A 12,933-nucleotide genomic window follows, 5' to 3' on the forward strand; every position below is an offset into this window, starting at 1 on the left:
GGCATCGCCGAGATCGACGCTCAGCGCATCGACGTGGTCTCGGACGGGGAACTCATCGAGCCTGGCGAGTTCATTCAGGTAGTGCGGGTCGACGGAAACCGCATCGTTGTCAAACGTGCGCGTGGCACTTGAAAAGGAACCATCATGGGCGGACTCGAGACAGGATTTCTGGGAGCTGGCGCGCTGGGCATCCTCCTCATCGTTCTGGTCGCAACAGTGCTGTACCTGGTGCCGCTTCCGTTGTGGATTGCCGCGTGGGCCTCGGGCGCGTACGTCAGCATATTCACGCTGGTCGCCATGCGGCTTCGGCGCGTACCGCCGGGCACCATCGTCACTGCCCGCATCAGTGCGGTCAAAGCAGGGATAGAGATTCCGCTGAATGACCTGGAGGCCCACTTCCTCGCGGGCGGCAATGTGGTCCGGGTCGTCAACGCAATGATCTCTGCCGACAAGGCCAGCATTCCGCTGACCTTCAAACGCGCCTCGGCCATCGATCTCGCGGGGCGCAATGTGCTTGAAGCGGTGCAGATGTCAGTGCTTCCCAAGGTCATCGAGACGCCCCGCATCGCGGCGGTTGCCAAGGACGGCATCCAGCTCATCGTGGTTTCCCGCGTGACTGTTCGCACCAACATTGAACGGCTCGTCGGCGGCGCCGGTGAGGAGACCATCATCGCCCGGGTGGGCGAAGGCATGGTGAGCACGATCGGATCGGCGATCAATCACAAGAGCGTGCTTGAGAACCCCGATCACATCTCCAAGCACATCCTGAGCAAGGGCCTGGACGCAGGGACTGCCTACGAGATTCTCTCGATCGACATCGCGGACGTCGACGTGGGAGAAAACATCGGTGCCAAGCTGCAGATCGACCAGGCCAATGCCGACAAGCAGATTGCCCAGGCCAAGGCGGAAGAGCGGCGCGCGATGGCGGTCGCACTCGAGCAGGAGATGAGCGCGCGCGTGGTGGAAGCCGAAGCCGAGGTGCCGCGGGCGATGGCCGAGGCGTTTCGTGCCGGCAATCTCGGCATCATGGATTACTACCGCATGAAGAACCTGCAGGCAGACACCGACATGCGCGGTGCCATCGCAGGGACCGACGAGGCCGGCCAGGACCAGGGGAACAAGCGACCATGACGCCCGTCGATCCGCTTTTTTACGTACTGCTCGCTGCGCTCGCGCTGGTGTTTGGCTATGCGGCGCGGCGGGGTGCGCGGCGCCTGCCGGAGCGGCCGGTGCAAGAGCAGGCAGCCGAAGAACTCCAGGAAGCCGTGGAGGCCAGGGAATCCCCGCCGAATGCGGCAGTAGACGGCCGCGAACCACGGGGCCGCAGCAGGGAGCCCAGTCCGATCGCCCAACGGCCGGTCCGGCGAACCTCCGCGGCCCTCACGGACATCGCGCCTCCTCGCCGCACCCGTACGCAGGCCATGCTCGGTTCGCGACAGGGCTTGCGCGATGCCGTCGTTTCAATGACGGTGCTGGGTCGGTGCCGCGCACTGCAGCCGCATTCGACACCCGGCGCCGATGCGGCGGGCTCTGGTGCGGAGCGCCGCTGAGCGCGGCGGCGCCTCGCACCGCAGCGCTGCATGCCGCACGCACCATAAAGAAGCCCCGCCGTGACCGGCGGGGCTTTGATGCTTCAGGATTGCAGAAGCGGACGTCCCGATCAGAGCTTCTGCTGCTGCATGAAGCGATCGAAGGTGCCTTCGGTGAAGCGGAACCAGGCGTTCTGGTCAGCCAGGAACTTGGCCCAGTCGCCGTAGATCTTCTTCCACTCCGGATTGGTGTTGTTCAGGTCCGAGTAGATCTGCTGGGCGGACTTGAAGGCGGCCTTCATCACATCTTGCGTGAAGGGCTTGAGCACCGTGCCCGAGCCGACCAGCTGCTTGAGCGCCACGGGGTTGCGCGCGTCGTACTTCGCGGTCATCGTGATGTTGGCCTGTGCGGCTGCCGCTTCGACGATTGCCTTGTACTCGGCCGACAGGCCTTCCCATGCCTTGGTGTTGATGTAGAAGTCGAGTTGCGGGCCGCCTTCCCACCAGCCGGGGTAGTAGTAGAACTTGGCGACCTTGTTGAAGCCGAGCTTCTGGTCGTCGTAAGGACCGACCCACTCGAGTGCATCGAGCGTGCCCTTCTCGAGCGCGGGGTACAGGTCTGCGCCGGGGATGGACTGCGGGATCATGCCGAAGGGCTCGAGCACCCTGCCGGCAAAGGGGTTGGTGCGGAACTTCAGGCCCTTCAGGTCGGCGACCGACTTGATCTCCTTGCGGAACCAGCCACCCATCTGCGCGCCCGTGTTGCCGCCGGGCAGGTTGAAGATGTTGTACTTGGCGTAGAAGGCGCGCATCAGCTTGAGGCCGTTGCCCTCGTACATCCAGGCGTTCATCTGGCGCGTGTTCATGCCGAAGGGCACCGCGCAGCCGAGGCAGAAGGTCGGGTCCTTGCCGTAGAAGTAATAGGGCGCGGTGTGCGCCATCTCGACCGAGGCGTTCTGCACGCCGTCGACCACGCCGAAGGCCGGCATGAGCTCCCCACCCGCATGCACCGAGATCTGGAACTTGCCGCCCGTCGCGTCGCTCACCTGCTTGGCGAACACCTCGGCCGTCCCAAAGATTGTGTCCAGCGACTTGGGAAAGCTGGAGGCCAGGCGCCAGCGGACAGCGGCCTGCGCGTGGACTGCGGGCGCGATGCCGGCAGCGAGGACGCCGGCGATGCCTGCGTTTTTGATGAGGGAACGACGATCCATTGAGGTTGACTCCGAGTGCTTGGAAAAAACAAGAACGCGGCTCGTGGCCGCGTTGCCGACTTTGCTGTCGAGGCAGCAAGATTGTAAAAAGTGCTTACATGACCCCGGGGCGGGTTTTCCCTGCGGGCTCGCTCGCGCCGAAGCGCTCGCGTATCGATTGCTCGATGCCGGCTGCGTCGAGCCCGATGCTCGCCAGCAGCCTGGCCGGGTCGCCATGCTCGATGAAACGATCGGGCAGGCCCAGCTGCAGCACGGGCCGCTGCACATCGGCCGCCTGCAGCGCCTCGATGACCGCACTGCCCGCGCCCCCCATCACGGCGCCTTCCTCGAGGGTCACGACGCACTCGTGCGTGGCCACGGTCTTCAGCAGCAGCTCGACGTCGAGCGGCTTGACCCAGCGCATGTTGAGCACCGTGGCATCGAGCGCCGCGGCGGCCTTGAGCGCCGGCTGGAGCAAGGTGCCGAAGACCACGATCGCGATGCGGCGCCCCGAGCGGCGCAGCTCGCCCTTGCCGAAGGGCAGCGCCTCGAGCCCGGGCGGGGTCGCGACGCCGGCGCCGGCGCCGCGCGGATAGCGCACCGCCACCGGATGATCCTGCGCGAAGGCGCTGGAGAGGAGTTGCCGGCATTCGGCCTCGTCGGCCGGGCAGGCCAGGCTCATGTTGGGGATGCAGCGGATGAAGGCGATGTCGTAGGCGCCCGCATGGGTGGCGCCGTCGGCACCCACCAGGCCCGCGCGGTCGAGCGCGAACACGACCGGCAGGTTCTGGATCGCCACGTCGTGGATCATCTGGTCGTAGGCCCGCTGCAGGAAGGTCGAGTAGATCGCGACCACCGGCTTGAGCCCCTCGCATGCGAGTCCCGCCGCGAAGGTGACGGCGTGCTGCTCGGCGATGCCGACGTCGTAATAGCGCTCGGGGAAGCGCTGCTCGAACTCCACCAGCCCCGAGCCCTCGCGCATCGCAGGCGTGATGCCGACCAGCCGGCTGTCCTGCGCCGCCATGTCGCACAGCCAGTGGCCGAAGATCTGCGTGAAGGTCTGCTTGGGCGCGGTAGCGGGCTTGACCAGGCCAATCGCCGGATCGAACTTGGTGGGTCCGTGGTAGGCCACCGGGTCGGCCTCGGCCAGCTTGTAGCCCTGGCCCTTCTTCGTGACCACGTGCAGGAACTGCGGGCCGTGCAGGTGCTTGAGGTTTTCGAGCGTGGGCACCAGGGAGTCGAGGTCGTGGCCATCGATCGGGCCCACGTAGTTGAAGCCGAACTGCTCGAAGAGCGTGGCCGGCACCACCATGCCCTTGGCATGCTGCTCCAGGCGCTTGGCCAGCTCGAAGAGCGGCGGCGCGGCGCGCAGCACGCTCTTGCCCACGTTCTTGGCCGCGGCGTAGAAGTTGCCGCTCATCAGCTGTGCGAGATAGCGGTTGAGCGCGCCCACCGGCGGGCTGATCGACATGTCGTTGTCGTTCAGGATCACCAGCAGCTTGCAGTCGTACACGCCCGCATTGTTGAGGGCCTCGAAGGCCATGCCGGCAGTCATCGCGCCGTCGCCGATGATTGCGACGGCGTGCCGGTCCTCGCCCTTCTGCTTGGCCGCCAGCGCCATGCCGAGCGCGGCAGAGATGCTGGTGGACGAGTGCGCGGTGCCGAAGGTGTCGTACTCGCTTTCGCTGCGCTGCGGGAAGCCGGAGATGCCGCCGATCTGGCGCAGGCTGGGCATGCGCTCGCGCCGGCCGGTGAGGATCTTGTGCGGATAGGTCTGGTGGCCCACGTCCCACACCAGCCGGTCGTGCGGCGTGTCGAACACGTGGTGCAGCGCCACCGTGAGCTCGACGGTGCCGAGGTTCGAGCTCAGGTGCCCGCCGGTGCGCGAGACGTTGTCGAGCACGCAGCTGCGCACCTCGTCGGCCAGCTGCTTGAGCTGGGCGCGGTCCATGTGACGCAGGGCTGAAGGGTCGTGGAGGGTGGGGAGCAGCGGAGCCATGGGGTTGTAGTTCTCTATCGATCGCGGTCCACGACCATGTAGGCCAGCGCACGCAAGGCACCGGTGTCGGCCAGCCCACTGCGGTCGAGTGCCTGCAGCGCCTGGGCCAGCAGCTCGCGCGCCTGCGCACGCGCGCCTTCGAGGCCGAGCAGCGAGACATAGGTGGGCTTGTCGCTCGCCGCGTCCTTGCCTGCTGTCTTGCCGAGGGTCTCCGAGTCGGCCGTGACGTCGAGGATGTCGTCCACCACCTGGAAGGCCAGGCCGATCGCGGCGCCGTAGGCGCGCAGCGCATCGAGCGCCTCGGCATCGAGGGTGCCGCAGGCGGCGCCCATCTCGACGCTGCCCTGCAGGAGGGCGCCGGTCTTCAGGCGATGCATCTCTCGCAGCTGGGCCTCGTCGAGCGCGAGCCCGACGCTGGCCAGGTCGATCGCCTGGCCGCCGGCCATGCCCTGGCTGCCGGCCGCGCGCGCCAGCAAGCGGCACAGGCGGGCCTGCACCTCGGGCGCGATGCCTTCATGCTCGGGCGTGAGCAGCTCGAAGGCCAGCGCCTGCAGGGCATCGCCGGCCAGCAGCGCATCGGCCTCGCCGAACTTCACGTGCACGGTGGGCTTGCCGCGGCGCAGCACATCGTTGTCCATGCAGGGCAGGTCATCGTGCACCAGCGAATAGGCATGGATCAGCTCGGCCGCGCAGGCGGCACGCAGCGTGGCCTCGGCCTGGCCGCGCGCCGACTCGCTGGCGGCGAAGACCAGCAAGGGCCGCAGCCGCTTGCCGCCGTCGAGCACTGCATAGCGCATCGCATCGCCCAGCAGCACCGGCGCATCGACGCCCACCCAGCGCGACAGCGCGGCCTCGACGCTCGCGAGCAGCGGCTCGCTCCAGGCCGCAAGGCGCTGTGCGTCCCAGCGCAAGGTATCGGCGGCCCTCATTCCGCGTTCCAGACTTTCAGGCCGTTCGCGTCGAGCACCTTGATCTGATCTTCGACTGCCTGCAGCTTGTCGCGGCAGAAGGCCAGGAGCGCCGCGCCCCGCTGGTAGCTGCCGAGCAGCTGGTCGAGCGGCAGTTGCCCCGATTCGAGCTCGGCCACCAACTGCTCGAGTTCCTGAAGCCCGGCTTCGTAGCTCGCTGGCAACGCGCCGGTGCCGGAAGCTGTGGGCGAAGAATCTGGTGGGGAGGAAGGGGACACCTTGGGCATGCGGGGATGGGAGATCAAACCGGGCATTTTAGGGCGGGGGCACCAGGGCTCGCCCCGCGGCGCCATCGGCGGGGCCCGGGCAAGCCCTTCGGCACGGAGGGCAAAACAGCAGCACGCGCATTTTTCCCGGGGTACAATCCCGCTCTCTCGCGCCGGCGCCTGCCGGCGATTTTCTTGGGGCCGCCCACTCTTCAGCGGCACCTCTTTGCGTTCTTCCTCCCTGTGGGGAGCTTGGTCAGGTCACCCATGTCTGATTTAAGTCTTCAACTGCAGCAGGCTTCCAGCCAACTCCCGGTTTCCGCGTACTTCGACGAGGCGCTCTATGCCCGCGAGCTGCAAACCCTTTTCGCCGGCGGTCCGCGCTACGTCGGTCACCGGCTCGCGGTGCCCGAACCGGGCAACTACCACGCCCTGCCGCAAGAGCAGCAGGGCCGCGCGCTGGTGCACACGCCGAAGGGCGTCGAGCTGATCTCCAATGTGTGCCGGCATCGCCAGGCGCTGATCCTGAAAGGCCGCGGCGAACTCGACCCGCAGGCCGGCGGCGGCAACATCGTGTGCCCCCTGCACCGCTGGACCTACGCGGCCGCCGACCCGCGCACCACCGGCAAGCTGATCGGCGCGCCGCATTTCGCACAGGACCCCTGCCTCGACCTGCACAACTATCCACTCACGGAATGGAACGGCCTGCTGTTCGAGCAGAACCCGCAGGGCGGTCGCGATGTCGCCGCCGACCTGGCCCGGCTGGGTCCGCGCGCCGACCTCGACTTCGAGGGGTACGCACTGGACCGCGTCGAGCTGCACGAGTGCAACTACAACTGGAAGACCTTCATCGAGGTCTACCTCGAGGACTACCACGTCGGGCCCTTCCACCCGGGCCTCGGCAGCTTCGTCACCTGCGAGGACCTGCGCTGGGAGTTCGGCCCCCACCATTCGGTGCAGACGGTGGGCGTCGCCAACCGTCTGGGCCGCGCCGGCAGCCCGGTCTACCAGAGGTGGCAGGAGCAACTGCTGAAGTACCGCGAGGGCAAGCCGCCCAAGTACGGCGCGATCTGGCTCACCTACTACCCGCACGTGATGATCGAGTGGTACCCGCACGTGCTCACCGTCTCGACGCTGCACCCCATGGGGCCGCAGAAGACGCTCAACATGGTGGAGTTCTTCTACCCCGAGGAGATCGTCGCCTTCGAGCGCGAATTCGTCGAGGCGCAGCAGGCTGCCTACATGGAAACCTGCGTCGAGGACGACGAGATCGCCGAGCGCATGGACGCCGGCCGCCGCGCGCTGATGCTGCGCGGCGTCGACGAGAGCGGCCCCTACCAGAGCCCGATGGAAGACGGGATGCAGCAGTTCCACGAGTGGTATCGCCGCGAGATGGCTGCCTAGAGCCGGAGGGATGCAAGCCCTCTGGATGGTGCTGGCCGCACTGATCTTCGCCACCATGGGCGTGTGCGTGAAGATCGCTTCGGCCTGGTTCACGAGCGCCGAGCTGGTGCTCTACCGCGGCCTGATCGGCATGCTGTTCCTCTGGGCGCTGGCGCGCCAGCGCGGCATCGCGCTCGCCACGCCCTACCCCGGCATGCACGCCTGGCGCAGCCTGATCGGGGTGTTCTCGATGGGTGCCTGGTTCTACGCGATCGCGCACCTGCCGCTGGCGACCGCCATGACGCTCAACTACATGAGCAGCGTCTGGATCGCGGCCTTCCTCGTGGGCGGTGCCCTGCTCGCGTGGGTGCCGGTGCCCGGCCGCGACGGGCGCATTGCACGGCCGCCGCTGCAGGGGCCGCTGGTGCTGACCGTGCTGGCGGGCTTCGGCGGCGTGGTGCTGATGCTCAAGCCCAGCGTCGGTGACGGCCAGGGCTTCGCGGGGCTGGTGGGCCTGATATCCGGGCTGACTGCCGCCTTCGCCTACATGCAGGTAGTTGCCCTCTCGCGCGTGGGGGAGCCGGAATCGCGTACGGTCTTCTATTTTGCGGTGGGCTCGGCGGTGGCGGGCGGCCTCGTCACGCTGCTGGGCAGCTTCACGCCATGGGAACAATGGACCTGGGCGCACGCGGCGTGGCTGCTGCCGGTTGGCGTGCTCGCGGCCCTGGGACAGCTGTGCATGACGCGTGCCTATGCCAGCGCCAAGACGCAAAGCGGTACGCTCGTCGTGGCCAACCTGCAATATTCCGGCATTGTCTTTGCGGCAATCTACAGTGTGCTTCTGTTCGGAGACCACATCGACGCGGCCGGCTGGGCCGGCATGGTGCTGATCGTCGGCAGCGGCATCGCGGCCACCGTGCTGCGCCAGCGCTCGCTGCCCAAGGCGCCCGCCGAAGAGCATTGAGCCATGAAGGAACCGCCATGTACCAGACCCTGATTTCCGTCGACCAACTCATGGACCTGCAGCGCAGCGCCGCCCCGCAGATGGTGTTCGACTGCACCTTCGACCTGATGAAACCCGAGGCCGGCCCCGCCCAGTACCGCGCGGCCCACATCCCGGGAGCGATCTACGTCGACCTCGACACCGACCTGAGCGCCAAGCATGGCGCGCCCGGCGCCAACGGTGAGGTCGTGGTGGCGCAGGCCGACGAGGGCCCGCCCGCGTCGGGCGGGCGGCATCCGCTGCCCAGCCGCGAGAAGTTCGCGGCGTGGCTCTCCGGCATCGGCTTTGCGAACAACATGCAGGCCGTGGTCTACGACCGCAACGGCGCCAACTACTGCGGCCGGCTGTGGTGGATGCTGAAGTGGATGGGCCACGACGCCGTGGCCGTGCTCGACGGCGGCCTGCAAGCCTGGCAGGCGGCGGGCGGCAAGACGAGCGATGGCGAGGAGCCGGCGCGCTTCCAGTCGAACTTCGTACCCGGGGATCCGCTCGTGGCCCTGGTCGACACGCGCACCGTCGCCGCGCGCCTGCAGAAGGCCGACCAGACGCTGATCGATGCGCGCGCAGCCGCACGTTATCGCGGCGAGGTGGAACCTCTGGACCCGATCGCCGGTCACATCCCCGGGGCCCTGAACCGGCCCTTCACCGAGAACCTCGGCCCCGAGGGCAAGTTCAAGCCGGCCGCGCAGCTGCGTGCCGAGTTTGAAGCGCTGCTGCAGGGCCGGGCCCCTTCCACGGTCGTCCACCACTGCGGCAGCGGAGTGAGCGCCGTGCCGAACGTGCTCGCGATGCAGATTGCCGGGCTCGGACCGACCGCGCTCTATGCCGGCAGCTGGAGCGAGTGGAGCAACACGCCGGGACTGCCGACCCGGCAAGGTGCGGATGCATGAATCTTCAACGCCTTCTCTGGACTTTCGCGTGCGCGGGCCTGGTCGCGGCAACCCCGCTCGCGGCGACGGCACAGGCGCGCGCGCATGTGCATGGCCAGCTCAGGCTCGACATCGCGATCGAGGGCCCGACCGTGGTGATCGAGATGGAATCACCGCTCGAGAACTTTGTCGGTTACGAGCATGCGCCCAAGACCGAGGCCGAGAAGAAGATGGCCGACGATGTCGTCAGTCAGCTGCGCGCGGCCGACCAGCTGTTCAAGATCGACCCCGCCGCCAACTGCAAGCTCGGCCCGGTGACGCTGCGTTCTGCGGCGCTGGGCCTGGGCAAGTCCGAGACCGGCGCTGAAGGGCATGCCGATCTCGATGGCACTTTCGCGTTCAATTGCACCAAGGCCACGGAGACGAAGTTCATCGAGCTTGCGTTGTTCAACGCCTTCAAGAACGTGCGGCAGATCGAGGTCCAGATCGTCGCGCCCGAGGGCCAGTTCAAGCGCACGCTCAAGCGGCCCGCCGCGCGGCTGACCTGGGGCGGCGGCAAGTGAGGTGAGCGCAGTTCTTCGCGCCGAAGCGTTGCGCTTCACCTGGCCTGGCGCCTCCGCCCCCTGCATCGACATCGAACACCTCGACATCGAAGCGGGCGAGGCCGTGTTCCTGCACGGGCCCAGCGGCTGCGGCAAGAGCACGCTGCTGTCGCTGCTGGCCGGCGTGCTGGTGGCCGATTCGGGCCACGTTGCCCTGCTGGGCCAGGACTGGGCCGCACTTTCAGGCGCCGCGCGCGACCGCCAGCGCGTCGCGCACGTGGGCTACATCTTCCAGCAGTTCAACCTGCTGCCCTACCTGAGCGTGCTCGACAACGTGCTGCTGCCCTGCCGCTTCTCGGCGCGGCGCCGCCAGCAGGCCGGACGCGAAGGCGGCGCGCGCGCCCAGGCCGCGCAACTGCTCGAAGCGATGGGCTTGCCGCAAGCCATGTGGAAGCGCCAGGCGATGCAGCTGTCGGTCGGCCAGCAGCAGCGCGTCGCCGCCGCACGCGCGCTCATCGGCCATCCCGAGGTCGTGATCGCCGACGAGCCCACCTCGGCACTCGACGAGGACCGCCGCGAGGCCTTCCTCGACGTCCTCGTCGAAGCCTGCCGCGCAAACCGCAGCGCGCTGGTGTTCGTGAGCCACGACCAGCGCATCGCCGCGCGCTTCGGCCGGCATCTGCTGCTGCCCGAGATCAACCGCGCGGCCATGGGCGAGCCTGCATGAACGCCCTGTTCGCGATCGCCTGGAAGAGCGCCTGGAACCGACGCTTCACGCTGGCGCTCACGGTGCTGTCGATTGCGCTGTCCACATTCCTGCTGTTGGGCGTCGAGCGGATCCGCACCGAGCTGCGCGACAACTTTTCCGCATCGGTCTCGGGAACCGACCTGATCGTGGGCGCGCGCACCGGCTCCTCGCAACTGCTGCTGTACTCGGTGTTCCGAATCGGCGCCGCCACCAACAACATGCAGTGGCAGAGCGTGCAGGCGCTGGCCGCGCACCCGGGCGTGGAATGGGTAGTACCGTTGTCGCTGGGCGATTCCCACCGCGGCTTCGCGGTACTCGCGACCTCGCCGGACTACTTCCAGCATTTCCGCTACGGCGATCGCCAGCCACTGCGCCTGCGCGAGGGCAAGCCCTTCGCCAAACTCTTCGATACCGTGATCGGCGCCGAGGTGGCGGATCGGTTGGGCTACCACGTGGGCCAGCGCATCACCCTGGCGCACGGCAGCGGCGAGCTGAACGTGGCCGAGCATGCGGACAAGCCCTTTGTCGTCGCGGGTGTGCTCGCGCGCACCGGCACGCCGGTCGATCGCACGGTCCACGTCGGCCTGGAAGCGATGGAGGCCCTGCACCTCGAATGGCGCGGCGGCGCGCCGCTGCCGGGGGTGCGCATCCCGGCCGAGCAGGTCCGCAAGTTCGACCTCAAGCCCAAGACCGTGACCGCCGCGCTGGTCGGGCTCAAGAACCGGGCCGCGGTGTTCTCGGTGCAGCGCTGGGTTTCAACCTACCAGCCCGAGGCGCTGATGGCGATACTCCCCGGCGTGGCGCTGGACGAGCTGTGGAGCGTCATCGGCGTCGGCGAGAACGCGCTGCTGCTGATGTCCGCGCTGGTCGCGCTGGTCAGCCTCGCAGGACTGGTGTCGGTGGTGATGGCCGGGCTGAACGAGCGGCGCCGCGAGCTCGCGGTGCTGCGTGCGGTGGGCGCCAGCCTGCGCCATGTTGTGGCGTTGCTGGCACTCGAAGGCGCGATCGTCACGCTGCTGGGCGTGGCGCTCGGCCTCGTCGCGACGGCGCTGGGGATCGCCCTGCTTTCGCCATGGCTGCAGGCCCAGTTCGGGCTGACACTCTCGCTGTCCGAACCTACACTCAACGAATGGGCCCTGCTCGCCGGCTTGTTGGCGGCGGGCTGGCTGGCCAGCCTGCTGCCGGGCGTGCGCGCCTACCGGTTGTCGCTGGCCGACGGCCTCTCCCCAAGGATCTGAAGATGATCAAGACATTGCGTCCCCTGCTCCTGGCGCTGTGCGCCGCGGCCGCCACGGCCTACGCTGCCGACCCGGCGCCGCAGTCGACCTCGGCCACCAACCCGCTGGGCGGCAAGGAAGCCGCCGCCAAGCCCGCGCCGGGCCAGCCGCGGCTGATTGCCTGGGAAGAACTGGTGCCCAAGGACTGGGACCCGATGAAGGAGTTCAAGGGCGTGGACCTGAGCAAGCTCGAGGACGGCGATCCGCGCGCCAACGAGCTGCTGCTGAAGATGCAGGAAGTCTCGAACAACGCGCCCACCAACCCGGAGATGAACGGCGTGGAGATCAAGCTGCCGGGCTTCATCGTGCCGCTGGAAGAGAACAAGGGCGAGGTCACGGAGTTCCTGCTGGTGCCCTACTTCGGCGCCTGCATCCACACCCCGCCGCCGCCGGCCAACCAGATCGTGCATGTGCGCCCGCGCCGTGGCGCGAAGTTCCGCGCCATGGACACGGTGTGGATCACCGGCAAGCTCCAGACCTTGCGCAACGATTCGATGATGGGCGTGAGCGGCTACCACGTCACGGCGGAGAGCGTGACCAAGTACACCGGCGGGGCGAAGTAGCAGACGGCTACGGGGCCCTGAGCCTATGATGAACGGGACGCTGCCCTTCGATGGCAGCGCGCCCGGTTCCATCATCCAAGGAGCGTTCCATGTCCAATCACGTCTACAAACTCCTCGAACTCACCGGCTCCTCGCCCACGAGCAGCGACGATGCCGTGCAGTGTGCGATAGCGAAGGCGAGCGAGTCGGTGCGCAACATCCAGTGGTTCGAGGTCACCGAAACCCGCGGCCACGTGCAGGACGGCAAGATCGCGCATTGGCAGGTCACGCTGAAAGTGGGCTTCACGCTCGAGGACTGAAGAAAAGGCCCGGTGCGGACCGGGCGGCCTCAGTCCGGCGCCTGCATGACGCGATCGAATTCCTCGTCGGCGGGCACGTTGTCGGCATCGAGCTCGCTGGCATCGCTCAGGTCGATGCCGGTTTCCTCGGAAAGCTCATCCGGCGCTCCGGCTTCTACTTCGTCCAGAGCTTCGCCTTCGGGCAGCTCGTCGTCCTCGATTTCTTCTTCCGTCGGATCGTCGACGGGGTCGACGGAGCGCAGCGGGGGATCGGCGCGGTTCATGATCGGCTCCTAGGCTGTTGTGGCTCGCGTTGGCGAATCCCAAGTGTGAGCCTCCTCGCCCGACTTGGGTAGCCCGAGTTTGCAACCGGTCGAA

16 protein-coding genes are annotated in these 12,933 nt (G+C 67.7%); 11 read left to right on the top strand and 5 right to left on the bottom strand.

Translation table 11 applies throughout. The annotated features are described in order from the left end of the window. Nucleotides 1–3 precede the first annotated feature (3 nt). The 3 genes from APY03_RS45625 to APY03_RS09285 are packed head-to-tail and all read left to right on the top strand — an operon-like array spanning nucleotide 4 to nucleotide 1,550. Entirely contained in the window at nucleotides 4–132 is a 129-nt protein-coding gene (locus tag APY03_RS45625; protein WP_443082812.1) for an NfeD family protein, read from the top strand. Nucleotides 133–144: 12 nt separating this feature from the next. Next, nucleotides 145–1,131 carry a flotillin-like protein FloA gene (floA, locus tag APY03_RS09280; RefSeq protein ID WP_068676072.1) on the top strand — a complete coding sequence of 329 codons (987 nt, stop codon included), beginning with the start codon at nucleotides 145–147 and terminating at the stop codon, nucleotides 1,129–1,131. After that, on the top strand, nucleotides 1,128–1,550 hold the full coding sequence (locus APY03_RS09285; RefSeq protein WP_068676074.1) for a hypothetical protein: 423 nt from the start codon (nucleotides 1,128–1,130) through the stop codon (nucleotides 1,548–1,550). Before floA ends, APY03_RS09285 begins: the two co-directional genes overlap by 4 nt. 110 nt (nucleotides 1,551–1,660) lie before the next feature. Here APY03_RS09285 and APY03_RS09290 read toward each other — a convergent pair whose 3' ends face one another. The 4 genes from APY03_RS09290 to xseB form a co-directional block, all read right to left on the bottom strand. After that, the gene (locus APY03_RS09290; protein ID WP_068676076.1) at nucleotides 1,661–2,740 is read right to left on the bottom strand and encodes a TRAP transporter substrate-binding protein; all 1,080 of its coding nucleotides are present in this window, start codon (nucleotides 2,738–2,740) and stop codon (nucleotides 1,661–1,663) included. Nucleotides 2,741–2,834: 94 nt separating this feature from the next. After that, nucleotides 2,835–4,718, bottom strand: a complete 1,884-nt coding sequence (gene dxs, locus APY03_RS09295; RefSeq protein ID WP_068676078.1) for a 1-deoxy-D-xylulose-5-phosphate synthase — start codon at nucleotides 4,716–4,718, stop codon at nucleotides 2,835–2,837. 14 nt (nucleotides 4,719–4,732) lie between these two features. Beyond that, nucleotides 4,733–5,647 carry a polyprenyl synthetase family protein gene (locus tag APY03_RS09300; protein ID WP_068676079.1) on the bottom strand — a complete coding sequence of 305 codons (915 nt, stop codon included), beginning with the start codon at nucleotides 5,645–5,647 and terminating at the stop codon, nucleotides 4,733–4,735. Further along, nucleotides 5,644–5,913 (bottom strand): exodeoxyribonuclease VII small subunit, encoded by a 270-nt coding sequence (xseB, locus tag APY03_RS09305; RefSeq protein ID WP_068676218.1) that lies wholly within the window; start codon nucleotides 5,911–5,913, stop codon nucleotides 5,644–5,646. Before xseB ends, APY03_RS09300 begins: the two co-directional genes overlap by 4 nt. A gap of 246 nt (nucleotides 5,914–6,159) precedes the next feature. Between xseB and APY03_RS09310 the strand changes: the two genes are divergently transcribed. The 8 genes from APY03_RS09310 (at nucleotide 6,160) to APY03_RS09345 (ending at nucleotide 12,576) form a co-directional block, all read left to right on the top strand. Then, nucleotides 6,160–7,296 carry an aromatic ring-hydroxylating oxygenase subunit alpha gene (locus tag APY03_RS09310; protein WP_068676081.1) on the top strand — a complete coding sequence of 379 codons (1,137 nt, stop codon included), beginning with the start codon at nucleotides 6,160–6,162 and terminating at the stop codon, nucleotides 7,294–7,296. Nucleotides 7,297–7,306: 10 nt separating this feature from the next. Next, nucleotides 7,307–8,239 carry a DMT family transporter gene (locus APY03_RS09315; protein ID WP_068676083.1) on the top strand — a complete coding sequence of 311 codons (933 nt, stop codon included), beginning with the start codon at nucleotides 7,307–7,309 and terminating at the stop codon, nucleotides 8,237–8,239. A gap of 17 nt (nucleotides 8,240–8,256) precedes the next feature. Further along, on the top strand, nucleotides 8,257–9,168 hold the full coding sequence (locus APY03_RS09320) for a sulfurtransferase (protein WP_068676085.1): 912 nt from the start codon (nucleotides 8,257–8,259) through the stop codon (nucleotides 9,166–9,168). After that, nucleotides 9,165–9,710, top strand: coding sequence for a DUF2796 domain-containing protein (locus APY03_RS09325; RefSeq protein ID WP_068676087.1), 546 nt, complete (start codon nucleotides 9,165–9,167; stop codon nucleotides 9,708–9,710). The genes APY03_RS09320 and APY03_RS09325 overlap by 4 nt, the downstream gene beginning before the upstream one ends. Nucleotide 9,711: 1 nt before the next feature. Then, nucleotides 9,712–10,416 (top strand): ABC transporter ATP-binding protein, encoded by a 705-nt coding sequence (locus tag APY03_RS09330; RefSeq protein ID WP_068676089.1) that lies wholly within the window; start codon nucleotides 9,712–9,714, stop codon nucleotides 10,414–10,416. Beyond that, nucleotides 10,413–11,675: an ABC transporter permease gene (locus tag APY03_RS09335; RefSeq protein WP_068676091.1), complete on the top strand. Its 1,263-nt coding sequence runs from the start codon at nucleotides 10,413–10,415 to the stop codon at nucleotides 11,673–11,675. Before APY03_RS09330 ends, APY03_RS09335 begins: the two co-directional genes overlap by 4 nt. Nucleotides 11,676–11,677: 2 nt before the next feature. Beyond that, a complete protein-coding gene (locus tag APY03_RS09340; protein WP_068676093.1) occupies nucleotides 11,678–12,277 on the top strand; it encodes a DUF3299 domain-containing protein in 600 nt (199 codons plus the stop codon). Between the two features lie 89 nt (nucleotides 12,278–12,366). After that, a complete protein-coding gene (locus APY03_RS09345; RefSeq protein ID WP_068676095.1) occupies nucleotides 12,367–12,576 on the top strand; it encodes a dodecin in 210 nt (69 codons plus the stop codon). A 29-nt stretch (nucleotides 12,577–12,605) separates the two neighbouring features. Here APY03_RS09345 and APY03_RS09350 read toward each other — a convergent pair whose 3' ends face one another. Next, a complete protein-coding gene (locus tag APY03_RS09350) occupies nucleotides 12,606–12,839 on the bottom strand; it encodes a hypothetical protein (protein ID WP_232073276.1) in 234 nt (77 codons plus the stop codon). Nucleotides 12,840–12,933 lie beyond the last annotated feature (94 nt).

This window comes from Variovorax sp. WDL1 (assembly GCF_001541225.1).
In the GTDB taxonomy this organism is placed as follows: Bacteria; Pseudomonadota; Gammaproteobacteria; order Burkholderiales; family Burkholderiaceae_C; genus Variovorax.

Coding starts and splice junctions, on each gene's coding strand:
- dxs (WP_068676078.1), bottom strand. CDS start 4,718: ATGGCTCCGCTGCTCCCCACCCTCCACGACCCTTCAGCCCTGCGTCAC.
- APY03_RS09315 (WP_068676083.1), top strand. CDS start 7,307: ATGCAAGCCCTCTGGATGGTGCTGGCCGCACTGATCTTCGCCACCATG.
- APY03_RS09335 (WP_068676091.1), top strand. CDS start 10,413: ATGAACGCCCTGTTCGCGATCGCCTGGAAGAGCGCCTGGAACCGACGC.
- APY03_RS09350 (WP_232073276.1), bottom strand. CDS start 12,839: ATGAACCGCGCCGATCCCCCGCTGCGCTCCGTCGACCCCGTCGACGAT.
- xseB (WP_068676218.1), bottom strand. CDS start 5,913: ATGCCCAAGGTGTCCCCTTCCTCCCCACCAGATTCTTCGCCCACAGCT.
- APY03_RS09325 (WP_068676087.1), top strand. CDS start 9,165: ATGAATCTTCAACGCCTTCTCTGGACTTTCGCGTGCGCGGGCCTGGTC.
- APY03_RS09320 (WP_068676085.1), top strand. CDS start 8,257: ATGTACCAGACCCTGATTTCCGTCGACCAACTCATGGACCTGCAGCGC.
- APY03_RS09345 (WP_068676095.1), top strand. CDS start 12,367: ATGTCCAATCACGTCTACAAACTCCTCGAACTCACCGGCTCCTCGCCC.
- APY03_RS09310 (WP_068676081.1), top strand. CDS start 6,160: ATGTCTGATTTAAGTCTTCAACTGCAGCAGGCTTCCAGCCAACTCCCG.
- APY03_RS09290 (WP_068676076.1), bottom strand. CDS start 2,740: ATGGATCGTCGTTCCCTCATCAAAAACGCAGGCATCGCCGGCGTCCTC.
- APY03_RS09285 (WP_068676074.1), top strand. CDS start 1,128: ATGACGCCCGTCGATCCGCTTTTTTACGTACTGCTCGCTGCGCTCGCG.
- APY03_RS09300 (WP_068676079.1), bottom strand. CDS start 5,647: ATGAGGGCCGCCGATACCTTGCGCTGGGACGCACAGCGCCTTGCGGCC.
- floA (WP_068676072.1), top strand. CDS start 145: ATGGGCGGACTCGAGACAGGATTTCTGGGAGCTGGCGCGCTGGGCATC.
- APY03_RS09340 (WP_068676093.1), top strand. CDS start 11,678: ATGATCAAGACATTGCGTCCCCTGCTCCTGGCGCTGTGCGCCGCGGCC.